21 protein-coding genes and 2 pseudogenes are annotated in these 23,038 nt (G+C 71.6%); 12 read left to right on the top strand and 11 right to left on the bottom strand.

Features of this window, described 5'->3' with window-relative positions; all coding sequences use genetic code 11:
* Positions 1–109: 109 nt before the first annotated feature.
* Both BLV72_RS40835 and BLV72_RS40830 read left to right on the top strand, forming a co-directional pair.
* Positions 110–955 carry a DeoR/GlpR family DNA-binding transcription regulator gene (locus tag BLV72_RS40835; RefSeq protein ID WP_086711399.1) on the top strand — a complete coding sequence of 282 codons (846 nt, stop codon included), beginning with the start codon at positions 110–112 and terminating at the stop codon, positions 953–955.
* Between the two features lie 24 nt (positions 956–979).
* A complete protein-coding gene (locus BLV72_RS40830) occupies positions 980–1,453 on the top strand; it encodes an SRPBCC family protein (protein WP_093468795.1) in 474 nt (157 codons plus the stop codon).
* Between the two features lie 43 nt (positions 1,454–1,496).
* Here BLV72_RS40830 and BLV72_RS40825 read toward each other — a convergent pair whose 3' ends face one another.
* On the bottom strand, positions 1,497–2,618 hold the full coding sequence (locus tag BLV72_RS40825) for a PLP-dependent cysteine synthase family protein (RefSeq protein ID WP_093468793.1): 1,122 nt from the start codon (positions 2,616–2,618) through the stop codon (positions 1,497–1,499).
* Positions 2,619–2,797: 179 nt separating this feature from the next.
* Here BLV72_RS40825 and BLV72_RS40820 point away from each other — a divergent pair, with 179 nt between their 5' ends.
* Complete coding sequence (locus BLV72_RS40820; protein ID WP_059145517.1) at positions 2,798–3,133, top strand: hypothetical protein; 336 nt, start codon at positions 2,798–2,800, stop codon at positions 3,131–3,133.
* A 185-nt stretch (positions 3,134–3,318) separates the two neighbouring features.
* Positions 3,319–4,023, top strand: a complete 705-nt coding sequence (locus tag BLV72_RS52260) for an ATP-binding protein (RefSeq protein ID WP_425288481.1) — start codon at positions 3,319–3,321, stop codon at positions 4,021–4,023.
* Between the two features lie 174 nt (positions 4,024–4,197).
* Here the strand turns inward: BLV72_RS52260 and BLV72_RS40810 are convergent, their stop codons facing one another.
* A complete protein-coding gene (locus BLV72_RS40810; protein WP_093468790.1) occupies positions 4,198–4,491 on the bottom strand; it encodes an SHOCT domain-containing protein in 294 nt (97 codons plus the stop codon).
* Positions 4,492–4,730: 239 nt separating this feature from the next.
* Here BLV72_RS40810 and BLV72_RS40805 point away from each other — a divergent pair, with 239 nt between their 5' ends.
* Positions 4,731–5,318, top strand: coding sequence for a DUF4865 family protein (locus BLV72_RS40805; RefSeq protein WP_093468789.1), 588 nt, complete (start codon positions 4,731–4,733; stop codon positions 5,316–5,318).
* 21 nt (positions 5,319–5,339) lie between these two features.
* Here the strand turns inward: BLV72_RS40805 and BLV72_RS40800 are convergent, their stop codons facing one another.
* Positions 5,340–6,569 carry an ROK family protein gene (locus BLV72_RS40800; protein WP_093468787.1) on the bottom strand — a complete coding sequence of 410 codons (1,230 nt, stop codon included), beginning with the start codon at positions 6,567–6,569 and terminating at the stop codon, positions 5,340–5,342.
* 17 nt (positions 6,570–6,586) lie between these two features.
* Here BLV72_RS40800 and BLV72_RS40795 point away from each other — a divergent pair, with 17 nt between their 5' ends.
* From BLV72_RS40795 to BLV72_RS40775, 5 genes are read left to right on the top strand one after another with little or no spacing between them, the layout of a single operon-like run.
* The gene (locus BLV72_RS40795; RefSeq protein WP_093468786.1) at positions 6,587–7,840 is read left to right on the top strand and encodes an MFS transporter; all 1,254 of its coding nucleotides are present in this window, start codon (positions 6,587–6,589) and stop codon (positions 7,838–7,840) included.
* A 53-nt stretch (positions 7,841–7,893) separates the two neighbouring features.
* Positions 7,894–8,631, top strand: a complete 738-nt coding sequence (locus tag BLV72_RS40790; RefSeq protein ID WP_093468784.1) for a maleylpyruvate isomerase family mycothiol-dependent enzyme — start codon at positions 7,894–7,896, stop codon at positions 8,629–8,631.
* 53 nt (positions 8,632–8,684) lie between these two features.
* Positions 8,685–9,209: a DUF4442 domain-containing protein gene (locus tag BLV72_RS40785; protein WP_244321262.1), complete on the top strand. Its 525-nt coding sequence runs from the start codon at positions 8,685–8,687 to the stop codon at positions 9,207–9,209.
* Positions 9,210–9,215: 6 nt separating this feature from the next.
* Entirely contained in the window at positions 9,216–9,458 is a 243-nt protein-coding gene (locus BLV72_RS40780) for a DUF6332 family protein (protein WP_093468781.1), read from the top strand.
* Positions 9,458–10,363, top strand: coding sequence for a DUF2797 domain-containing protein (locus BLV72_RS40775; RefSeq protein WP_093468780.1), 906 nt, complete (start codon positions 9,458–9,460; stop codon positions 10,361–10,363). The genes BLV72_RS40780 and BLV72_RS40775 overlap by 1 nt, the downstream gene beginning before the upstream one ends.
* A gap of 70 nt (positions 10,364–10,433) precedes the next feature.
* On the opposite strand, the gene BLV72_RS40770 is transcribed toward BLV72_RS40775, so the two are convergent.
* The 3 genes and pseudogenes from BLV72_RS40770 to BLV72_RS40760 all read right to left on the bottom strand — a co-directional run bounded on the left by BLV72_RS40770 (position 10,434) and on the right by BLV72_RS40760 (position 13,824).
* A complete protein-coding gene (locus tag BLV72_RS40770) occupies positions 10,434–11,099 on the bottom strand; it encodes a response regulator transcription factor (RefSeq protein ID WP_093470833.1) in 666 nt (221 codons plus the stop codon).
* Positions 11,100–11,122: 23 nt separating this feature from the next.
* Positions 11,123–12,352 carry a sensor histidine kinase gene (locus tag BLV72_RS40765; RefSeq protein ID WP_093468778.1) on the bottom strand — a complete coding sequence of 410 codons (1,230 nt, stop codon included), beginning with the start codon at positions 12,350–12,352 and terminating at the stop codon, positions 11,123–11,125.
* A gap of 267 nt (positions 12,353–12,619) precedes the next feature.
* A pseudogene (locus BLV72_RS40760) lies at positions 12,620–13,824 on the bottom strand (geranylgeranyl reductase family protein).
* 168 nt (positions 13,825–13,992) lie between these two features.
* Between BLV72_RS40760 and BLV72_RS40755 the strand changes: the two are divergent.
* A complete protein-coding gene (locus BLV72_RS40755) occupies positions 13,993–15,354 on the top strand; it encodes a dipeptidase (protein WP_093468777.1) in 1,362 nt (453 codons plus the stop codon).
* A gap of 63 nt (positions 15,355–15,417) precedes the next feature.
* Here BLV72_RS40755 and BLV72_RS40750 read toward each other — a convergent pair whose 3' ends face one another.
* The 4 genes and pseudogenes from BLV72_RS40750 to BLV72_RS40735 all read right to left on the bottom strand — a co-directional run bounded on the left by BLV72_RS40750 (position 15,418) and on the right by BLV72_RS40735 (position 19,782).
* Complete coding sequence (locus BLV72_RS40750; protein ID WP_093468775.1) at positions 15,418–16,452, bottom strand: NUDIX hydrolase; 1,035 nt, start codon at positions 16,450–16,452, stop codon at positions 15,418–15,420.
* Between the two features lie 206 nt (positions 16,453–16,658).
* Positions 16,659–17,576: a carbohydrate ABC transporter permease gene (locus BLV72_RS40745; protein ID WP_093468774.1), complete on the bottom strand. Its 918-nt coding sequence runs from the start codon at positions 17,574–17,576 to the stop codon at positions 16,659–16,661.
* The gene (locus tag BLV72_RS40740) at positions 17,573–18,487 is read right to left on the bottom strand and encodes a carbohydrate ABC transporter permease (RefSeq protein ID WP_093468772.1); all 915 of its coding nucleotides are present in this window, start codon (positions 18,485–18,487) and stop codon (positions 17,573–17,575) included. The genes BLV72_RS40745 and BLV72_RS40740 overlap by 4 nt, the downstream gene beginning before the upstream one ends.
* Positions 18,488–18,499: 12 nt before the next feature.
* Positions 18,500–19,782: pseudogene (locus tag BLV72_RS40735) on the bottom strand (ABC transporter substrate-binding protein).
* A gap of 171 nt (positions 19,783–19,953) precedes the next feature.
* Here BLV72_RS40735 and BLV72_RS40730 point away from each other — a divergent pair.
* Complete coding sequence (locus BLV72_RS40730; RefSeq protein WP_244321261.1) at positions 19,954–22,053, top strand: NPCBM/NEW2 domain-containing protein; 2,100 nt, start codon at positions 19,954–19,956, stop codon at positions 22,051–22,053.
* A 110-nt stretch (positions 22,054–22,163) separates the two neighbouring features.
* On the opposite strand, the gene BLV72_RS40725 is transcribed toward BLV72_RS40730, so the two are convergent.
* Entirely contained in the window at positions 22,164–23,036 is an 873-nt protein-coding gene (locus BLV72_RS40725) for a hypothetical protein (protein ID WP_143059854.1), read from the bottom strand.
* Between the last annotated feature and the right edge of the window lie 2 nt (positions 23,037–23,038).

Below are 23,038 nucleotides of genomic sequence, written 5' to 3'. Positions count from 1 at the left end.
CGGGCGTGGCGAAATCGTAACCCCGGGTGCTGTGGCGACCGGCTGTCCTCGCCTCATGCGAAGATGAACGCGCGGGCGACGAGGGCCGACCGGAGGGAGACGAGGCAGGGTGAGCGACAACCAGAACCTCCTCGCGGAGCAGCGCCGCGCCCTGATCCTCGACGAGGTCAGGCGGCGCGGCGGGGTGCGGGTCAACGAGTTGACGCGCAAGCTCAATGTCTCGGACATGACGGTTCGTCGCGATCTGGACGCGCTGGCCCGGCTGGGCGTGGTGGAGAAGGTGCACGGCGGGGCCGTGCCGGTGGCCGAGGCGAGCACGTACGAGCCCGGGTTCGAGGCCAAATCTGGCCTCGAGCTGAGCGCCAAGGAGGACATCGCGAAGGCGGCGGCCGCGATGGCCACGCCGGGCACCGCGATCGGTCTGGCCGGGGGCACCACGGCCTTCGCACTGGCCCAGCAGCTGCTGGAGGTGCCGGATCTGACCGTGGTGACGAACTCGGTCCGGGTGGCCGATGTGTTCTACAACGCCCAGCGGTCGGCGGCGCTCGGCGGGGTGGGCCCGCGCCCCGGTGCGGCCACCGTCGTGCTCACCGGCGGGGTGCGCACGCCGTCGGACACTTTGGTGGGGCCGGTCGCGGACGCGGCGGTGCGCTCGCTCCACTTCGATGTGCTCTTCCTCGGAGTGCACGGCATATCGGTGGAGGCGGGTCTGTCGACGCCGAATCTCGCGGAGGCGGAGACCAACCGCCACTTCGTCAGGGCCGCGCGGCGGGTCGTGGTGGTCGCGGACCACACCAAGTGGGGCACCGTGGGGCTGAGTTCCTTCGCCACGCTGGACCAGGTGAACGCGCTGGTCACGGACCCGGGGCTGCCGGAGGAGGCACGGGCGGAGATCTCCGAGTATCTGCCGGAGCTGGTGGTGGCGGGCGAGCCGTCCCGCACCGCAGACATCTGACACCCCGACAGTTATCGTGTGTCCATGACACACCGGTTGCGTGCCGTCGGACTGGAGTACGTCGAGACCGCACCGTTGCGGCTCGTCTTCGTCGCCGAGATCTCGGCCTCTCCCGAGGCGGTGTTCGAGGCGTTCACCGATGTCGAGGGCTGGCCGCGGTGGTTCCGGTCGGTGAAGGAGGCCCGCTCCACGGACGGCGGCAAGGGCAGGGCCATCCGCCTCGTGGGCGGCGGCCGCTTCCGGGAGACGGTCATGGCGGCCGATCCGCACGAGCGCTATGCCTACCGCGTCGACGAGACCAACGCACCGGGGCTGCGGGCCCTGCTGGAGGAGTGGACGCTGCGGCCCACGGCCGGCGGCGGGACCGTGGTGCGCTATGTGTTCGCGGTGGACGGCACGGCACTGCTGCGCGGTGTCGTACGGGCCATGCGGCCGGGTCTGCGGCGCGCCTTCCACCAGGCGGTGCGGAATTTGGACCGGATGGTGGCGGCGGCCTGACGGCCGTACGGGCCCAGGCCGGCCGGTCCGGCCGGGTGCGCCGTCAGTCGGTCCAGTTGCCCGTGGTGAGGAAGATGTCGAGCGTCTTCACATACGGCTCGATGTCCAGCCCCTGCTCCTCGAGCCAGGCATCCGAGTAGTACTTGTCCAGATACCGCTCCCCCGGGTCGCACAGCAGCGTCACCACGCTCCCGGTCCGCCCCGCGGTGACCATCTCCGCGACGATCCGCAGCGCGCTCCACAGCCCCGTCCCGGTGGAGCCGCCCGCCTTACGGCCGATGGCCCGCTCCAGGGCGCGCACCGCCGCGACGCTCGCCGCGTCCGGGACCTTCATCATCCGGTCGATCGCGCCCGGTACGAAGCTGGGCTCCATCCGGGGGCGGCCGATGCCCTCGATGCGTGAACCGTGGTCGCTGGAGGCGTCGTCGTCATGGCGAACCCAGCCGTCGAAGAAGCAGGAGTTCTCCGGGTCGGCGACGCACACCCGGGTGTCGTACTGCATGTAGTGGACATAGCGGGCGAGGGTCGCCGAAGTGCCTCCGGTGCCCGCCGTGGCGACGACCCATGCCGGTTCGGGATACCGCTCCAGACGCATCTGCTGATAGATCGACTCGGCGATGTTGTTGTTGCCGCGCCAGTCCGTGGCCCGCTCGGCGTAGGTGAACTGGTCCATGTAGTGACCCCCGGACTCGGCCGCGAGGGCGGCGGACTCCTCGTACATCGTCCGCGGGTCGTCCACGAAATGGCACTGGCCACCATGGAATTCGATCAGGCGGCACTTCTCCCGGCTGGTCGTGCGGGGCATCACCGCGATGAAGGGCACCCCGATCAGCTTGGCGAAGTACGCCTCGGATACGGCGGTCGAGCCGCTGGACGCCTCGATCACGGGCTTGCCCGGCCGGATCCAGCCGTTGCACAGCCCATAGAGGAAGAGCGAGCGTGCCAGACGGTGCTTGAGACTCCCTGTGGGGTGGGTGGACTCGTCCTTGAGGTAGAGGTCGATCCCCCAGCGCTCGGGCAGCGGGAAGCTCAGCAGATGGGTGTCCGCGGACCGCTGGGCGTCCGCCTGCACCTTTCGGACGGCCTCCTTCAGCCACTCGCGATAGCCGTGGTCGCTGCGGTCCACGTCGATCGTCTTGATGATCCCGCGCGCCGTGCCGTCCAACGCCCACTCCTCCTGCTTGTGCCCACGCCCAGCCCAGGTGGCATACTCGTGCCGTTTCGATCCTCATTGTCCCCCAGTGCGCCCTGGTGCCCGGGGCCGGTCCCGGGCACACTGCGCAGCAGGGAAAATGAGAGACGGCGACAGAAGCGCCAGTCGGAGCCATCGGGGAGGCGGTTGTGATGGCCGATAACGAGTTCAACGCCAGGGGAGTGCGGATCGAGCGGTTCCTGCGCTCGGTCACCCGCGCCGGACAGGTCTTGATCAAGGACGGCAGGCTGGAGTTGCTCACCAGCTACGGCCGCGAGATCGACAGCGCGCCGGTGCAGTCGGTGCGCGCCAGCAAGCCCTGGTTCGTGGACGGGGACCAGGCCATGGCCACCGTGAACGGCACCCGTTACCGTCTCACCCTCGGCTCGCAGGACACCAAGTCCACCTCGGCCAAGTCCGGCTCCGGGGCCGCCAGCCGCTTCCTCGACGCCGTCCGGTCCGCTCGGGGGCACTCCCAGAAGCGGTGAAGTGGCCGAGTTGCGCATGCGCGCGGTGGGACCGACCCTGGACGAGTATCGGTATCACTGAGGGTCAACAAGCGGTGACGCAGAGAACCGTCCCACCGGTCGCGCCCAGCAGCCACCACTGCTGAACGTGTTCGTCGCCCGCATCTGAATCAGGCTAGCCCCAACTTCTTCAGGGAGTCGCAGCCGTGATCAGTCGTCCTAGCAGGCAGTGCACGGTGGAGCTGCAGGCCCTGCCGTCGCGGATCGGACAGGTCCGCAGAATCGTGTCGGCGCAGTTGCGCTACTGGCATCTGGATCCGCTCATCGACCCGGCGGCGCTCGCCGTCACCGAACTGCTCACCAATGTGCATCGGCATGCCGAGCCGGACAAGCAGTGCACGGTGGAGATCGTTCTCATGCTGGACCGGCTGACCGTTTCGGTCCGCGACCAGGATCCGCGGCTGCCCCGCCTTCGGGCCTGCGATCCCGTGGCCACGCATGGCAGGGGGCTCGCGCTGGTCGCGGCCGTCAGCCAGAGCTGGGGGATGCATGCGCGGGACGACGGCAGCGGGAAGGTCGTCTGGTTCACGCTGGCCGTGCCGCGGCCCACCGCCACCGCCAAGTCGCCCCTCACGGCGCATGGAGCGGGCCGTACCGCACCGCCCCATCGCACGGACGCCTCCCGCCCGGCGCCGGCGCCCACCACGCCCATGACCGGCCCCGCGCCCACACCCGGACCCGCTACCGCCCCGGCACCGGCGCCCCTCGCACCGGCACCCACCCCCGCACCCGTCGCCCCCGCGCCCGTCGCCCCGGCGCCGGCGCCGGCCCCCGCGCCCGTCGCCGCGGCCCCGGCGTCTGCGGTGCGCGAGCGGGCTCCCGCGGCCGCCCGGTCGGCAGCCTCCCGCTGAGCACGCAGGCGTCCCGCCTCCCGCGAGGCGGGACGGTCCGGACAGCCCCGACGGCCCCGACGGCCCCGACGGCCCCGGCAGCATGGACAACCCCAACCGCCCTGACAACCCTGACAGCCCTGACAGCCCGGTCGGCCTGAGCGCCCCGCGTCAGCGCCCCACCGTCAGCAACGGTCAGAGGGCCCCGCCCTTCGCATGGCGTCCGAACTGCTCGTCCAGGACGGACAGTCGGCGCCAGTACTCGTCCTCATCGATCTCACCGGCCGCGAAGCGACGGCCCAGCACCGCGATCGGCGATCGCTCGCCGAAGCCCACGGGCCCCTGCCGCCAGGCTGCGCGTCCGCGCCACCCGGCGCGCCTCAACAGGAAGACCGCACCGCCGACGACCAGCGCCCACATCAGCGGGAAGAGCAGAATCCACGGTCCGGGGCCGTCGCCGTCGGCGAAGCCGTGCGCCAGGGTGTTCATGATGATCGCGCTCCTCGGGAGTGGTTGTCTCATGGCCCGTTCTCATGGCCCGTTCTCATGGCCACTTCGAGGATCACTCCCTTACGGCGCCCGGTCGTCGTACGGCCGACGACACTCCCGGTACCTCCTGGGGAGTACACACAGCGAGTGCGACCCGTTCTGTACCTACTAGTGTGTACGATCGCATCGAACGCAGAGGAACGGCCGCGAACGCACGCCCCGCCGACAGGAGTTCACCGATGCTCGCCATGCAGTACCGGATCACCCTGCCCGCCGACTACGACATGAGGATCATCCGGGACCGGGTCGAGACGAAGGGGCCGCTGCTCGACGACTTCTCGGGGCTGGGGCTCAAGGCGTACGGCATCCGGGAGCGCGGTGTGGACGGCTCGCCGGTCCACCAGTACGCCCCGTTCTATCTGTGGACCGCGCCCGAGGCCATGAACCGCTTCCTATGGGGCCCCGGATTCCAGGGCATCGTCCGGGACTTCGGCAGGCCCACGGTCGAGCACTGGCAGGGGCTCGCCTTCGAACGGGGCCCGGCGGCCGGCACCGTGCCGCGCGTCGCCACCCGCCACGCCGCGCCGGTCCCGGCCGCCGCCGATCCCGCCTCCGTCGTCGAGGACGCGCTGGCGCGGCTGACCGAGCGCGCCCGTACGGACGGCGTCCACGCGACGGCCCTCGGCATCGACCCGCGCGGCTGGGAGCTGATCCACTTCACGCTCTGGGAGGACTCCGCACCGCCCTCGGAGCCCGGCGACCGCTACCAGGTGCTCCATCTGTCGGCCCCGGACCTGGACGGGCTCCCCCGGGGCCGCCAGTGGTGATGGCCGTAAGGCGCGCGACGGTCAGCCCACGCCCAGGGCCGCCAAGGGGTCGTCCAGCACCGGCTGCCACGCCAACTCCGCGGCACCCACCAGGCTGTTGTGGTCCAGCGTGCACGGCAGAATCGGCACGCCCCCGCTCCGGCCCCACAGGCTCCGCTCCGCCACCACCGCGCGCAGCCGCTCCGGGTCGGCCTCCAGGAGTTCGCGGTGCAGCCCGCCGAGGATGATGCGGTCCGGGTTGAGGATGTTGACCAGACCGGCGAGCCCGAGGCCGAGGCGATCGATGAGCCGGCTGGCGGCGGCCCGTACGGACGGCTCGGTGGCGTACTCCTCGCGCAGCAGATCGCGGGCCTGCTGCAGCAAGGACACCTCCGGGCCGGGGTCGCGCCCGGCCGCCGTGAGGAAGGCGAGCGGATCGGCCTCGATGTCCAGACAGCCGCGGCTGCCGCAGTGGCAGGGCGGGCCCTCGGGGTTGACGGTCAGATGGCCCACCTCGAGGGCGAGCCCCGCGCTGCCCGTGTGCAGCCGCCCGTCGAGCACCAGCGCGCCACCGACGCCCCGGTGCCCGGTGGCGACACAGAGCAGATGCTGGGCGCCGCCGCCCGCGCCATGGCGGTGCTCGGCGAGCGCGGCCAGGTTGACGTCATTGCCCGCGAAGCCGGTGACCGGCTCCCCGTCGTCGCCGCGGATACCGGCCGCGGCCAGGCTGCGGTTGAACAGCTCGCGCACCGGAGCGCCCGCGGGCCAGGCGACGTGCAGCGGGTTCAGGGCGGTGCCCTCCGGTTCGGCGACCGCGGACGGGACGGCGAGCCCCGCGCCCACACAGCGGCGGCCGGTCTCCCGCAGCAGCCGGGCCCCGGCCTCCACGACCGCGTCGATGACATGCGCCGGGTCGGCGGGCACGGTCATGCAGCCCGGGGCCGTGGCCACGGTCCGTCCGCCGAGCCCGACGAGCGCCGCGCGGAAGCCGTCGACGTGCACCTGGGCGGCGAGCGCGACCGGCCCTCGGGGGGCGATCGACAGCCGGTGCGAGGGACGGCCCTGCGCCCCGGCGGCCCCGAGCGGCCGTGAGTCGACCTGGATCAGGCCGAGCGCCTCCAGCTCGGCGGCGACGGCGCCCGCGGTCGCACGGGTCACCCCGAGCTCGGCCGTGAGCACCGCGCGGGTGGGCGCGCGGCCGGTGTGGACGAGTGCCAGTGCCGGGCCAAGAGCGCTTCGGCCGCGCTCGAGCCTTGTCCGTGTCTGGGTCACGCCCCTATTCTCACTTTGTGCCGACTCCAAACAAAACACGGACGGCCATCCTGGCCGCGCGCGGCTCCGTCACCGCGGATCGCGACCTCGCCCGACTCCGCGCCGCCATCACCGCGTTCTTCTTCCTCGACGGCTTCGTGTTCGCCGGATGGGTCGCCCGGATCCCCGCGATCAAGGACCAGACGAGCGCCTCGGAGGGCGCGCTGGGGCTGGCCCTGCTCGGCGTGTCCGCGGGCGGGACGGCCACGATGATGGCCACCGGACGCCTGTGCCGCCGCTTCGGCAACCACCCGACGACGGTGGCCGCCGGTGTGCTGTTCGCCGGCTCCGTGGCGCTGCCGCCGCTGACCCACTCCGCGCTCGCCCTCGGCCTGGTGCTGCTGGTCTTCGGCACCGGGTTCGGCGCGCTCAACGTGGCCATGAACAGCGCGGCGGTCGACCTCATCGCCGCCCTGCGCCGCCCGGTCATGCCCAGCTTCCACGCCGCCTTCAGCCTGGGCGGGATGGCCGGGGCCGGGCTCGGCGGGCTGCTCGCCGACCACCTCTCCCCCACCCGCCATCTGTCACTGCTCGCGGTCTTCGGGCTGCTGCTCGCGGCGGCCGCCGGCCGGACGCTGATCTCGCTGCCGGTGCCCGCGCCGCGGGACGGTGCCGGGCCCGCGGCCGAGTCCGGGAACGCCGCCGCCGAACCGTCCCCCGGCGCACAGCGGCCGGGCCGCGCCCGGTGGCTCGTCGCCGTCTTCGGCCTGATCGCGCTCTGCACGGCGTACGGCGAGGGCGCGATGGCCGACTGGGCGGCCCTCCATCTGCACCAGGACCTCGACGCGTCCGCCGGACTCGCCGCCGCGGGCTACTCCGTCTTCGCGCTGATGATGGCCGTCGGCCGGCTGACCGGCACCGCGCTGCTCGAACGGCTCGGCCAGACCAGGGCGTTGATCGTGGGCGGCACCACGGCCGCGGCCGGCATGCTGCTGGGCTCGCTCGCGCCCACGGTCTGGCTCGCCCTCCTGGGCTTCGCGGTCACCGGGCTGGGGCTGGCCAACCTCTTCCCCGTCGCCATCGCGCGGGCGGGCGCGCTGACGGGGCCGGGCGGGGTCGCCGCGGCCTCCACGCTCGGCTACGGCGGGATGCTGCTGGGCCCGCCCACGATCGGCTTCCTCGCCGGCTGGTACTCGCTGCCGATCGCGCTCACCACGGTCGCGGCGCTGGCGGCCGTGGCGGCGATGGTCGCGTACGGCACACGGAACGTTGTGCGCCCGGCCGGAAACTGACGCTCGCCGTCCGGGCCCCGGCGGATGTCCGAGGCGGCTGGCATGATTCCGCCATGGATACTGCCGAGTTGATCGAAATCGTGGACCGCGAGGGTCGGCTGCTGGCCGACGCCGCGGCCGAGGCCGGAGTGGACGCCGCGGTGCCCACCTGCCCCGACTGGCGCGTCCGCGACCTGCTGTCCCACCTGGGCCAGGTGCACGGTTGGGCCGCCCGGATCGTCGGCGAGGGCCTGACGGACCCGGTCCGGCCGACGCTCCAGCCGGCGCCGGCGGCCGACGCCGAGCTCGTGTCCTGGTACCGCGAGGTCCATGGCCGGCTGGTCGGCACCCTCAGGGATGCCGACCCCGAGCTGAAGTGCTTCACCTTCCTGCCCACGGAGTTCCCGCTGGGCTTCTGGGCCCGGCGCCAGGCCCATGAGACGGCCATCCACCGGATCGACGCGGAGTCGGCGCGGGGCGGGGCCCTCTCCCCGTTCACCCCGGAGTTCGCTGCCGACGGGGTCGATGAGCTGCTGGTCGGTTTCCACGGCCTGGACCGGTCCCGGGTGCGCACGGACGCCCCGCGCACGCTCCGGGTGAGGGCCACGGACCATGACGCGGTGTGGACGATGCGGCTGTCACAGGAGGTTCCGCGCACCGAGCGCGACGGCGAGGGGGCGGCCGACTGCGAGCTGAGCGGCTCGGCCGCCGACCTCTATCTCGCGCTCTGGAACCGGCAGCCGATCACCGCGCTGACCACGGAGGGAGACGAGAAGCTGGCCGAGCTGTGGCGGGAGCGCTCGGGCATCTGATACGCCGGGCCATTGGGTTACCGACGGGTAATGTCACGTGCTAGCTTCCTGACATGTCACGTCGATCGATGTCCGCGCGCCGCCTGCGCCGCGCGATGAACTGGTGGCCGCCCTATCTCTTCGCCGGGGTGCGGGTGGTCCACCTCGCGGAGGACTGGAGCAGTGTCCGGGTCAGGCTGCGGCTGCACCGCTTCAACTCCAACTACGTGGGGACCCATTTCGGCGGTTCGCTGTTCGCGATGAGCGACCCGTTCTGGATGCTGCTGGTGATGAACCGGCTCGGCCGGGACTACATCGTCTGGGACAAGGCCGGCGAGATCGACTTCGTCTCGCCCGGCCGCGGCGACGTGTTCGCCGACTTCAAGCTCACCGAGGAGCGGCTGGAGGAGATCCGCGAGGCCACGGCGGACGGCGGCAAGGCACTGCCGTGGTTCGAGAACGACGTGGTCGCCCCGGACGGTACGGTCGTGGCACGCGTACGGAAGCAGCTGTATGTGCGCAGGAAGCAGCGTGACGGGCAGCGCGAGCCGGTGAGGACCGACTCGGCGGCAGCCACTGGACAGCAGGCGGAGGGCTGATGCGAGATGACCGGACCCCGTTCCCAGGACGAGCGCGACACGCTCACCGTCGAGATGGTGTTCGCCCTGGTCACGGCCGGTCTGCTGGCGGCCGTGCTCTATGTCGCGGTCGGGAGCCCCGCGCTCTTCGGTGATCTGGGCCGGGCCCAGGAGAGTGCCTGGAAGGCAGCCGCCTTCGCGGTGGCCACCGTCGGATTCGCCGTCCGCCTGGTGCGGGCGCTGTGGCTCTTCTCCCGGCAGCGGCGCTGATGGCCGAGAGCCCGCGGGCGGCGCGGTGGCAGTGCGCGGGATCGCGCTGGGGCCACCGCGGGCCCGCGCTCGTCTGGCGCCGTCCGGCCCACGGCGAACGGCTCTCCCCGTTGACGCCGGACCGCCCGCTCTCCTTCACCACCGGGCCCCGGCGCGACTGCGTCGGCGTGCGCAGGGGCGCCCGGCACACCCCGTGCCCGGCCGGGGCCGAGGTCCCGGCCGCCGCCGTATCGGCACAGTGCCCGGACTGCGCCCGGCTGGACCGCTCGTACTCCGTGGCCGCCGACACCCGTACGGACGACCCGCGCCCTTACGACGTCTATCTCGCCTGGTTCGGCCCGGATCTGGTCAAGGTCGGGATCACCGCGGCCGAGCGGGAGGGGGCACGGCTGCTGGAGCAGGCCGCGCTCTCGTACTGCCTGCTGGGCCGTGGCCCGCTGATGGCCGCGCGCCGCGCCGAGGCCGTGCTGGGCACCGCGCTCGGCGTCCCGGACCGCTTCCCCTACGCCGCCAAGCGCACCGCCCGCGAGGCCGCGCCGCCCCCGGAGCGGCGGGCCGCCGACCTCGCCGCGCTCCACCAGCGGGCGCGCGCCCTGGGCGCGCTGCCGGAGTCGCTCGCCCTGGCGCCGTTCGAGCCGGTGCACCAAGACGCGGCGTTCCATCTGGACCGGGTGCGCCCCGCGCTGGGGCTGATCCGGCTCGTCCCCGAGGCCACCGTGGCCGGTCGGATCGACGCCGTGGCGGGCCCGGACATCCACCTGACCTCGACGGACGGCCGGATCCTGCTGCTGGACACCCGTCAACTGGCGGGCTGGCCGCTGACGGCGGCCGCGGCGGACGCCCCGACGACGGCGCCGGTGGCGGTGCGGGAGCGGGAGGCGGAGGCCCCGGAGGGGCTGTTCTGAGCGGGCCCCGAAGCGCCGGGCACCGAGCACGGGGCACCCTCGCCACCGCTCCCCGGGCCCAGGACCTTCCTCAGCCCAGCCAGCCGGGCCGGACCAGGCCCGACTCATAGGCGAGCACGACGAGTTGGGCGCGGTCCCGGACGCCCAGTTTGACCATCGTGCGGCTCACATGGGTCTTGGCGGTGAGCGGGCTGACCACAAGCCGCCGGGCGATCTCCTGGTTCGACAGCCCCATGCCGACCAGGGCCATCACCTCCCGCTCCCGGTCGGTCAACTCGGCCAGCGCGGCCGCGGGCGCGGGTTCCCTGGAACGGGCCGCGAACTCGGCGATGAGGCGGCGGGTCACCCCGGGCGACAGCAGCGCGTCGCCGCCGACGACCGCGCGCACCGCCCGCAGCAGCTCCGCCGGTTCGGTGTCCTTGACCAGGAAGCCGGAGGCGCCGGAGCGGATCGCCTCGAAGACGTACTCATCGAGCTCGAAGGTGGTCAGCATGACCACCTTCACCTCACCCAGGGCCGGGTCCTCGGTGATCCGGTGGGTGGCGGCGAGGCCGTCGAGCACCGGCATGCGGATGTCCATGAGGACGACATCGGGGTGTTGCTCCCGCACGAGCGCCAGCGCCTGCTCCCCGTCGGCCGCCTCGCCGACCACCTCGATATCCGGCTGAGCGGCCAGCAAGGCGCGGAAACCGGCGCGGACGAGGATCTGGTCATCGGCGAGCGCGACACGGATCACGGCGTCTTCCCTGTCCCCCTCACTCATGGTGTCTCCCTCGTGCTCCTGAACGGGATCCGGGCCCGGACGCGGAAGCCGCCGTCCGGGCGGGGGCCCGCCTCCACCGTGCCGCCGAGCGCGGCGGCCCGCTCCCGCATGCCCACCAGTCCGTTGCCACCGCCCGTCACCTCGCCCCCGGCCGCCGGACCGTCGTCGTCCACCCGCAGCTCCAACTCACCGGGGGCGTAGCGCAACAGGACGTGGGCGTTCCGGGAGCTGGAGTGGCGGACGATATTGGTCAGGGCCTCCTGCACGATACGGAACGCCGCGAGGTCGGCGCCGGGCGGCAGGGCCGTCCGTACGCCCTCGACCTCCACCCGCACCGCGAGCCCCGCGTCCGCCGCCTGCCCGGTCAGCTCCTCCAGCCGGTCCAGGCCGGGCGCGGGCGAGCGCGGCGCGGCGCCGGACGCACCGGAGGTCCGCAGGGTGTCGAGGACCTGGCGGACCTCGCCCAGCGCCTCCTTGCTGGCCGCCTTGATGGTGGTCAGCGCGGTGCGGGCCTGCTCGGGGTCCTGGTCGAGGAGGGCGAGGCCGACGCCCGCCTGGACGTTGATGACCGAGATGCTGTGGGCGAGGACGTCATGCAGTTCGCGGGCGATCCGCAGCCGCTCCTCATCCGCCCGGCGCCGGGCCGCCGCCTCGCGTTCGGCCCGTTCGCGGACCCACCGCTCACGCCGCACGCGGACGAGCTCGGACGCGGCGACGATCGCCATCGCCCAGGCGGTGATCCCCAGCTCCTGCCCCCATCCGACGGGCCCGTCACCGCCCGGCGGCAGCCGGCGGTAGAGCCAGTGGCCGATGAGCAGATGGCTCCCCCACAGCAGCCCGAGCGCGCTCCACGCGGCGATCCGCCGCCCGGCGGCGACGGCCGCCACACAGGCGACGACGACGCTGAGGAAGACGGGCCCGTACGGATATCCGGCGGCGATGTAGACCACGGTCACCGCCGCGGTGCCGACCACGACGGTCCCGGGGTGGCGATGGCGCAGGAGCAGCAGCGCGGGCCCGGCGAGCAGCAGCGCACCGGCCCCGGGCCCGAGGCCCACCCGGGCGGGCTGGTCATGCGCGGCGAACCCCGTGCCCATCAGCTGGACGACGGCGATGGCGAGCGAGGAGGGCCAGGGTACGGCCGAGCGCGGTGGGCCGAAGGGCATCTCGCGCCGGCGTCCGCCCGGCCGGTGCCAGGGGCCGGGCTCCCCCGTGAATCCGTGCATACGGGCAACGCTAAACCGGCCGGGCGGGCCCGGCGTCCCCCTTGCGTGGTGCCCGCACGTACTCCCGGCGGAGTACGTCGCGCCGGCCGGGCCCGGAGCGCCGGGACGCACCCGATCTTCCGCGTCACCGGCGAGGCCGCGCGACGCGTCACCGGCGAAGACCCGAGACCGCCACGCGACCCACTACCGGCGAGGCCTCGGGGCCGCCGCGCGACGCATCACCGTCGTATGCCGCATGATCGCCGCGCGACGCCCGGGCGCAGGCGGCTAGCCCCGGTCCATCGCCGCCAGGGCCCGGCGGGCGGCCGGGTGGGTGCGGACGAGGTCGCCCAGGGTGGTGGTGCCCCGGGTGATCTTCGTAAAGACGCGCCAGGCCGGGCGGAAGCCGGTGAGCGCCGCGTGGAACATCCCGGGGCGGCGGGCGAAGACCGTGTACAGACGGCGGCCGACGCCCATCTCCACACCGAGCCCCGCTTTGATCGCGAAGGCGTAGTTCAGGGCCTGACGGCGGGCGTCCACCGCGTCATGCGCCTCGGCGACGCGCACCGCCCACTCCCCCGCGAGCCGGCCGAGCGCAGCGCGTAGGAGATGCCCTCGCGCGTCCACGGCTCCAGCAGCCCGGCCGCGTCCCCGCACACCAGGACCCGGCCGCGGGAGAGCGGCGAGTCGTCGGCGCGGCAGCGGGTCAGATGGCCGGAGGAGATGCTCGGCTCGAATCCGGCGAGGCCGAGCCGGGCGATGAAGTCCTCCAGATAGCGCTTGGTCCCGGCGCCCTCGCCGCGCGCCGAGATGACGCCGACGGTCAGGGTGTCGCCCTTGGGGAAGACCCAGCCGTAACTCCCCGGCATCGGGCCCCAGTCGATGAGCACCCGGCCCGCCCAGTCCTCCGCGACGGTCTGCGGCACGGGGATCTCCGCCTCCAGGCCGAGATCCACCTGGTCCAGCTTCACGCCGACATGCGCGCCTATGCGGCTCGCGCTGCCGTCCGCGCCGACCACGGCCCGCGCCAGCACCGTCTCACCGTCGGCGAGCACCACGGCGACCGTGCGCCGGTCGGGCACGGCCGGGCCGTGCTGTTCGACGCGGGTCACCGCGACGCCCGTACGGATCTCGGCGCCCGCGTCCTTGGCGGCCTCGACCAGGGCCGCGTCGAACTCCGGCCGGTTGATCAGCCCGAAGAGCGCGTGCTTGGAGCGGCGGGTGCGGGCCAGCTTGCCGTTGAGCGAGAAGGTCACCGCGTGCACCCGCTCCCGCAGCGGCAGTTCGAAGCCCGGCGGGAGCGCGTCGCGCGAGGGACCGATGATGCCGCCGCCGCACGTCTTGTAGCGCGGCAGTTCGGCCTTCTCCAACAACAGCACCCGGCGTCCGGCGCACGCGGCGGCATGGGCCGCGGAGGCACCTGCGGGGCCCGCGCCCACCACGACGACGTCCCATACCGTCTCATTGTCCGGGGCTGCGTTGTCGCTGCTCACGTGTGGATCCGCTCCCAATCGACCGACCTGATGCGCCTTCCCGGCATCCTACGGCTCCCCGACGGATGACCCCGCTGTGGGATGATCGGCCACGCGGCATCAAGCCGTACATACGTGCCCATCGCAGCGTATCCCGCCGCCTACCCGTCGCACCCAGGAGTGACCCCCATGGAGAAGGCACCTCTCGCCGCCACCGTAGCCGCCCTGCAGCCGCGTGCCAGGGCCGAGCTGGCCGAGCTGGTGGCCTTCAAGTCGGTCGCGGACCCGGCGCAGTTCCCGCGCGAGGAATGCGAGGCCGCTGCCCGCTGGGTCGCCGACGCCCTGCGCGCCGAGGGATTCGAGGACGTGGCGCTGCTGGACACCCCCGACGGCACCCAGTCCGTCTACGGCTTTCTGCCCGGCCCGGCCGGTGCCCCGACCGTGCTGCTCTACGCCCATTACGACGTGCAGCCCCCGTTGGACGAGGCCGCCTGGCACACCCCGCCCTTCGAGCTGACCGAGCGCGACGGCCGCTGGTACGGTCGCGGCGCCGCGGACTGCAAGGGTGGCGTGATCATGCATCTCACCGCCCTGCGGGCGCTCAAGGAGCAGGGCGGGGTCCCGGTCAACGTCAAGATGATCGTGGAGGGTTCGGAGGAGCAGGGCACGGGCGGCCTGGAGCGCTATGCCGAGGCCCATCCCGAGCTGCTGACCGCCGACACGATCGTGATCGGCGACGCGGGCAACTTCCGGGTCGGGCTGCCGACGGTCACGGCCACGCTGCGCGGAATGACGCTGCTGCGGGTCTCGGTGGAGACCCTGGAGGGCAATCTGCACTCCGGCCAGTTCGGCGGGGCGGCCCCGGACGCGCTCGCCGCGCTGATCCGCGTGCTGGACTCGCTGCGCGCCGAGGACGGCTCGACCACCGTCAAGGGCCTCGATGCGGACGCGGAGTGGGACGGGCTGCAGTATCCGGAAGAGGCGTTCCGCAACGACGCCAAGGTGCTCGACGGGGTCGGGCTGGTCGGCTCCGGTACGGTCGCCGACCGCATCTGGGCGCGCCCCGCGGTCACCGTGATCGGTATCGACTGCCCGCCGGTGGTCGGCGCCACCCCCTCCGTCCAGGCCAGCGCGCGGGCGCTGATCAGCCTGCGGGTGCCGCCGGGCGTGGACGCGGCCGAGGCCAACCGGCTGCTCGCCGAGCACCTCCGGTCCTCGGTGCCGTGGGGCGCGCGGCTCTCGCTGGAGCAGGTCGGCCAGGGCCAGCCGTTCCGCGCGGACACCACGAGCCCGGCGTACGCGGCGATGCGGGAGGCGATGCGCCTGGCGTACGACGGCCAGGAGATGGCGATCGCCGGGCAGGGCGGCTCGATCCCGCTGTGCAACACACTGGCCTCCCTCTACCCGGAGGCGGAGATCCTGCTGATCGGGCTGAGCGAGCCGGAGGCGCAGATCCACGCGGTCAACGAGAGCGTCTCGCCGCAGGAGTTGGAGAAGCTCTCGCTGACCGAGGCGCTGTTCCTGGGGATGTACGCGGCGGGCAAGGGCTGAGCCTCCCCCGCCTGCCGAACGGGGCACGGGGCCGGCCGGTGACGTACGAGACGGGGCGGTGGGTCAGCCGGTGGGGACGCCCGCTTCGAGGTAGAGCGGGCGGCCCTGCTCGCGGGCGCGCAGCGCCCAGCGCAGTCGGCTCAGCCGCACCGGCGGCAGCAGCGCGGCGGCCTCGCTCTCGGTGACGAAGCGCCAGCCGCGCAGTTCGGAGCCGGGCAGCAGCACCTCCCGGGCGGCCGCGCTGGAGAGCTTGCCGCCGTCGAAGAGCAGCCGCAGGCCCCCGTAGCCGGGCGGCTGGGGGCGCTCCCAGTCGGCGACCAGCAGCCGCAGCGGTTCGTCCAGCCGTACGCCCAGCTCCTCGGTGACCTCGCGCACCCCGGCGCACATCGGGGGTTCGCCCGGTTCGACGACGCCGCCGGGGAACTCCCAGCCGGGTTTGTAGGTGGGGTCGACGAGCAGCACGCGGTCCTCCTCGTCGAAGAGCAGCACCCCGGCGGCCAGCGTCTCGGCCGTCGGCTCCGGGGTCTGCACGATGTCGCAGCTCCCGGCGCCCTCGCGGACGGCGTCGGCGATGTGCTGGGCGGTCTGGCGCGGGGTGATGCCGGTGGTGTCCACGACATGGGCATCGGCGGTCAGCCAGGGCAGGGCCGCCCGGTAGGGGGCGAGATGGGCCAGGCACCACTGGCGTACGGACTCGCTCGCGTCCGGGTCCCCGGGTATCGCCTCGCGCCCGGCTATCCGCTCGCGAAGGATCGTTTCATCGGTGTGGAGCAGAACATGCCGCACGGGGATGCGACGGGCCGCGAAACCACCGAAGATCTCATCCCGGTACTCCTGTCTGAGGACCGTCATCGCCACCACGAGCGGACCGCCGACCTCCGCGATCAGCGCCGCTCCGGTGTCCACGACCAGCCGTCGCCAGGAGGGCAGATCCTGGTAGTCGGACACCTGTTCAAGACGTTTACGCGGAAGCATCATCCGCAGACCGTTACCGACCAGCTCCGGGTCGTAGAACGTGCTGCCGGGCATGAAGTCCACCAATTCACGGGCCGTGGCGGTTTTACCCGCACCGAACGCACCGTTCAGCCAGACGATCACATTTCCCCCTATTCCATCGCCTCCTGACAGTTGCCCGCATCACCCTGCCACGGAAACGCCCGAAGACGACCGAGTGACGGATTGCGCCGCTCCGGACCGTATGGGCGCATGACGCGGGGCGGTGCGGTGGGGCTCGGCCGGGGGCGTGGGACCCTTGTGCCACAGGGGTCACCGTGGCCACATGGACCACGGTGACCTCTGGCGTATCAGCCCTTGCTGGCGCCGAGGGTGAGTCCGGCGATGAAGTGGCGCTGCAACAGCAGGAAGACCAGCACCGTGGGCAGCGCCACGATCACCGAACCCGCGGCCAGCAGGTTGTAGTCGGTGAAGAACTGGCCGCGCAGATTGTTGAGCGCGGAGGTGATGGGCAGCTTCTCGCCGTCGGAGATGAAGACGAGTGCCCACAGGAAGTCGTTGTACATCCAGGTGAATTGCAAGGTGGCGAGCGCGGCGAGCGCCGGCCGGCACAGCGGGAGCGTGATGTTCCAGTACTGCGTCCACACCCCCGCGCCGTCCACCCGCGCCGCCTCCACGATCTCCTCGGGAAGGGTGCGCATGAAGTTGGCGAGGACGAAGACGCAGAAACCCACCTGGAAGGCGACCTGGACGGCGAGCACGGCCCAGTAGGAGTCGTACATCGTCATCGAGTCCGACATCCAGTAGGGCAGGTTGATCTTGGTGAAGAGCACATAGAGCGGGGTGACGATGACCTGCTGGGGCAGCAGATTGCCCGCCGTGAACACCATCAGCAGCACGAGCCCGCCGCGCATTCTCAGCCGGGTCACGCAGAAGGCGACGAACGAGGCGAGAAACAGCGTCAGCAGCACTCCGGGCACCGCGATGATGAGCGAGTTGATGAAGTACTTGCCCATTCCGGAATCGTTGAACGCCTGCGCGTAGTAGTCGAACGACAGATGGCGCGGCAGCGAGAAATAGCCGTATTTGGCGGTTTCCTCATAGGGACGCAGCGAGGCGTAGATGGCGAGCAGCAGCGGGGCGAGGAAGGCGAGCGACACGGTCATCAGGAACGCGTGCAGCCCGAGCCGTCCACGGCTCACCCGGCGCTTGCCGGGGCCGGTCACCGGCGCCACGGTCCGTACGGGGGCGGTCCGGGTGGTGGTCATCCCTTCTTCCCCCCTCGTAGCTCCTGCACCAGATAGGTCACGATGAATCCCATGGACACGGTCAGCAGGACGACGGCGATCGCGGAGCCGAAGCCGATCCGGCTGGCCTCGCCGATGATGTTGTCGGTGACCAGCACCGAGAGCAGTTCGAGCCCATTACGGCCATGGTTGATGGCGTAGACGATGTCGAACGCGCGCAAAGCCTCGATCACGGTGATGACGCCGACGATGACATTGACCGGCCGCAGGGTGGGCAGCACGACCCGGAAGAAGGTCTGGGTCTCGCTGGCGCCGTCGATCGCGGCCGCTTCCTTGAGCGAGGGATCGACGGATTTCAGCCCGGCCAGATAGAGGATCATCACATACCCGGTATGTCGCCAGGCGGCCGCCAGCAGCACCATCCAGATATTGAGCTCCGGGTCTCCCAGCCAGTCCACCGGATTGTCCTTGTTGGCCAAAATCGCGTTCAGCGCGCCCTGGTCACGGGAGAAGATCAGCTGCGCGATGAAGCCGACGATGGCGAGGGAGAGCACCACCGGCATATAGAGGGTGGACTGGTAGAACCGGCTGAACCGGACGCCCTTGTCCAGCAGTACGGCCAGCAGCAGCCCGAAGGGGGTCGCGACACAGCCGAGGAAGGCCACCCAGAGCAGATTGTTGCGGACGGCGGGCCAGAACGGCGGATAGTCGCTGAAGAGGGTCTTGTAGTTGTCGATGCCGACCCAGTGGATATCGCCGATCCCGTCCCAGTTGGTGAAGGACAGACCGATGGAGGCGAGGGTCGGGCCCCAGATCAGGGCCAGGTCGAGCAGGATGGGTATGCCCAGCAGCACGCCGATAACGGCGAGGTCGCGGGAGGTGAACCTCCGGGGACCTCGCCGTTTGGCACGCCGCGCGTTGATGAGCGGCACGGCGCGAATCTCCTAGCTGGCGGCGAAGATGGTCTTCTTCTGGGACTCGATGTCCTTGGTCAGGGAGTCGATGTCGTCCGGCTTGTTGATGAACTGCTGAATGGCCCGGATCATCACCTGGGACGCGAAGTCCGGCCGGGTGTCGCGGTCCATGAACTGAGATATCTGCTTGGCGTTCGAGACGAGGTCGACGGCCTTCTTCTGCAGCGCGTTGTACGAGGAGGTGGACGCGCCGTCGTTGACGGCGATGTTGTTCGGGTCCCGCTTCAGGTAGATCTCCTCGGCGGCAGGTGTGGCGAGGTACTTCAGCAGTTCCTTGCCCTCCTTCTGCCGCTTGGACTTCTTCGCCAGCAAAAAGCCGTCGATCGGCGCCTCGACCGCGTCCTGGCCATAGGCGGAGTCGATCTCGGGGAAGGCGAAGAAGTCCAGATCGTCGCGGTCGGCTTCGGAGAACTGCTGTCCGGGGTGGGGCAGTCCGAAGACCGCCATACCGGACTTCTTCTGCGCCAGGCTCTGGGCGGCCTCCTGCCAGGTCCGTCCGTTGCCGCCCTTCTGGTGGTACGGCATCAGCCCGCGCCACAGATCGAAGACGTTCTTGACCCGGGGATCGGTCCAGGACTCCTTGCCGCCCATCAGGGAGATATGGAAGTCGTAGCCGTTGGCCCGCATATTGAGATAGTCGAAGGTCCCCATGGCGGGCCAGCCGTCCTTGTCGCCGAAGGCGATGGCGTCGAGGCCGTCCTTGTCCATGCGCTTGGCGAGGGCCCGGAACTCGTCGAAGGTCTTCGGGACCTCATAGCCGCGCTGGGCGAAGACGCTCTTCCGGTAGAAGACCGCCCAGGGGTAGTAGTAGTACGGCACGAGGTACTGCTTGCCGTCCTTGCCGCTGGACTGCGCCTTGAGCGCGTCGGAAAAGCCGTCGAAGCCCTTCCACAGATCGCTGATCTCGGCGAGCTGCCCCTGCTCGGCGAAGAACTGCATGCGGTACCCGGCGAACCACATGAAGACGTCGTCGGGGGTGCCCTTCAGATAGCGGTTGATGCCTTCCTGAAAGGCTTCGTGGTTGACGGTGTTGACCTTGACCTTCTTGTCCGACTTCTTCTCGTACGCGTTGAAGACCTCGGCGAACGCCTTCCGGGCACGGCGTCGGAGGCGTTGGAGCCGATCTTCACTTCGTTGCCCGGACCACCGCAGGCGGTCAGCAACGTCGGCAGGGCGACCGCGCCGGCTCCGGCCGCGGTACCTCGTAGCAGCGCACGGCGGGAGATCCGATGTCCTGACAATGACGGTGCCATGTGCCCCTCCACAGAGGTCCAATCAAACACAATCGAACGCGAGTGAGGGGATCTCACCCGGCACCCAGCCAAATCGTCAAGGGTTTTGACGAGATATCGAACAACTGTTATCGCATCTCTTCCAACAGACTCCAACAGGGTCTACCGTAAACGCTCGCATGTGACGCAGCCATGACACTGCGTCACCCCCGTTGGGAACGGAGGACCCGCATCGTGCGCCACCGCTGTTTTCGACCCTCGAAGCGAAGAGTCATCGGAGCACTGAGCGCCGGCCTGCTGGCCACGGCCGGCCTGGCCCTCCCGGCCGTGGCCCAGCCGTCGCACCCCGCCGAGGTCACCACACCGGCCTCCGCGCCAAGCGCCGCGCCCGGTGACGGGCTCGCCCTCACCCCTCCGATGGGCTTCAACAACTGGAACTCCACCCATTGCCGCGCCGAGTTCAATGAGGCGATGGTCAAGGGCATCGCCGATATCTTCGTGGCGAAGGGACTGAAGGACGCCGGATACCAGTACGTCAACCTCGACGACTGCTGGGCGCTGCCGCAGCGCGACGCGGACGGCAAGCTGGTCCCCGACCCGGTCCGCTTTCCGAACGGCATCAAGGCCGTCGCCGACTACGTCCACTCCAAGGGTCTGAAGATCGGCATCTACACCAGCGCGGGCACCAAGACCTGCAACACCGCCGGCTTCCCCGGGGCGCTCGGCCATGAGAAGTCCGACGCCCAGCAGTTCGCCGACTGGGGCATCGACTACCTCAAGTACGACAACTGCAATAACCAGGGTGTCGACGCCAAGCAGCGCTACCGCGACATGCGCGACGCGCTGAAGGCCGCGTCCGAGTCCACCGGCCACCCCATCGTCTACAGCATCTGCGAATGGGGCGAGAACAAGCCATGGGAGTGGGCCGGCGAATTCGGCCAGTTGTGGCGGACCACCGGCGACATCAGCGACAGCTGGGGCAGCATGCTGTCGATCGCCAAGCAGAATCTGCCGCTCGCGCAGTACGCCGGACCCGGTCACTGGAACGACCCCGACATGCTGGAGGTCGGCAACGGCGGGATGACGGACACCGAGTACCGCAGCCACTTCTCACTGTGGTCGATCATGGCCGCACCGCTGCTGATCGGCACCGATCTGCGCAAGGCCAGCGCCGAGACCTATGAGATCCTCGGCAATCACGAGGTCATCGGCGTCGATCAGGATCCGCTCGGCAAGCAGGGCACCGTGGTCTCCTCCGAGGGCGGGCGCTGGGTCATCGCCAAGGAGATGGCGGACGGCAGCCGCGCCGTCGCGCTGTTCAACGAGACCGAGCGGCCGCAGCACATCGCCACCACGGCGACCGGGGTCGGGCTGCCCCAGGCGACCGCGTACCGGCTGCGCGACCTGTGGTCGCACAAGGACTACAACACCGCCGGAGCCATTTCGGCCACCGTCCCGGCCCATGGCACCGTGCTCTACCGGGTCTCGGCCGACGCGCGCTGGGCCTCCTACCCGCCCGTCGCCGAACTCGGCATCGACGGCACCGCGCTGACCGAGGCCGGGGCCACCGCCCAGGTCACCACCACGGTCACCGACCTCGGCCGCACCCCGGCCCATCAGGTCTCGGTCCGCCTCACCGGCGCCGACGGCTGGCGGATCAAGGCCACCTCCCCGACCCGGGCCGCCGCGCTGCCCACCGGCTCGAAGCTGGTCACGCGCTGGCAGGTGACCGCGCCCGCCGGGGCCGCGCCCGGTGCCTACGATCTGACGGTCGGCGCCGACTACCGCTCACCGAAGGGCGCCAAGGCCGCCGCGCGGCTGGTCTCGGCGGTCCATGTGGTGGTCGCACCGCCCTCCGGCAGCTCGTACGCGAGCGATCTGCCCTGGCTGAGCGCGCTCAACGGCTGGGGTCCGGTGGAGAAGAACACCAGCGTAGGCGAGAGCTCAGCCGGTGACGGCCATCCGCTCACCCTCGGCGGCACCACGTACGACAAGGGCCTGGGCGTGCACGCACCCAGCGAGGTCACCTACTACACCGGTGGCCGGTGCTCGCGCTTCACCGCACAGGTCGGCGTGGACGACGAGGAGGGCACCGAGGGCACGGTCGCCTTCGAGGTCTGGGCGGACGACACCAAGGTGGCGTCGTCCAAGACGCTGACCAACGCCGATCCGGCCACCGCCCTCGACGCCGCCATCGGCAAGGCGGACACGGTCCGGCTCGTCGTCACCGACGGCGGGGACGGGGTCACCAGCGACCACGGGGACTGGGCCGACGCGTCCTTCACCTGCTGAGACCTCTTCACCTCACGGAAACGCGCCCCTTCCCGCGGCCGCCCGGGCTCAGCAGTCGGGCAGCCCGGGGAGGGGCTCGTCGTTGTTCCCGCCCTTGACGTAGACGACGCTCACATAGACATCGCGATGGCCGTTGTCGTCGTCGGTCCTGGCCCATCACACGTTCGACCACTTGCCGTAGGTCCTCGCGGCGGCCCAGGTTCTCCTGGCAGAAGAACGTGCTCGAGGGTGCCGACCGGCTCACCGCCATGGGTGTACGAGGTCGCGTCCCGCCACACCTCGCAGTCGTACCGCCCGCCGCCGCTGCCGTGGCAGACGGGCGCGGCCCCCGAGGGCGGGGCCGATGAAGCCGCCGGGCCGCCCCCGTCGCCGTTGCCGCCGTCAGGGCTGCGGGACGCGGACGGTGAGTCCGTGTCACCCGGCCGCTCGCCGTCCTGCCCGGCCGTGCCGGGCGCCCTTCGACCACCCGGTGAGGCGGTCTCCCCGGGCCCGGTCGGCTTGCTCGGTGGGTCCTTGGCCGACTCCGCCGCCGGATCCTTCGTCGGCCCCGAGGCCGTGACGTGGTCATCGCCGCCGACCAGCGCGTACGTCACCCCGCCGGCGATGAGCACGACGGTGGCGGCCGCGGCCGCGATGAGTGCTCGGCGGCGCCCGCGTCCCGCACCCTGCGCGCCGTCCCCGTCCCCCGCCCCCGGCTCCCCGCTCACCAGCGGCTCCTCCGGGGGCGGTGGCCCGAAGCCCGGCGGCGCGGCGGCCGGTGCGGCCGGTGCGGCCGGGGGCCGCACGCCCTGCGGCGTCCGCCCGGCGGCCACGTCCGCCGGCATCCGGCGCGCCTCGGCGGCGGACGGCCGCCGCCGCGGATCCATCGCGTCCACGGTCCTGCAGACCACGCCCATGCCGCCCCGGCCGAGCCGGCCCGTCACCCGGTACCGCCCGCCCAGGAGCCTGCCGGACATTTCGCCGCCCATATCCACCGGTGCCACCG

Source organism: Streptomyces melanosporofaciens (assembly GCF_900105695.1).
GTDB classification, from domain to species: Bacteria; Actinomycetota; Actinomycetes; order Streptomycetales; family Streptomycetaceae; genus Streptomyces; species Streptomyces antimycoticus.
Note: the sequence above shows the minus strand (reverse complement) of the source record. Positions and strands in the feature narration are given on the sequence as shown.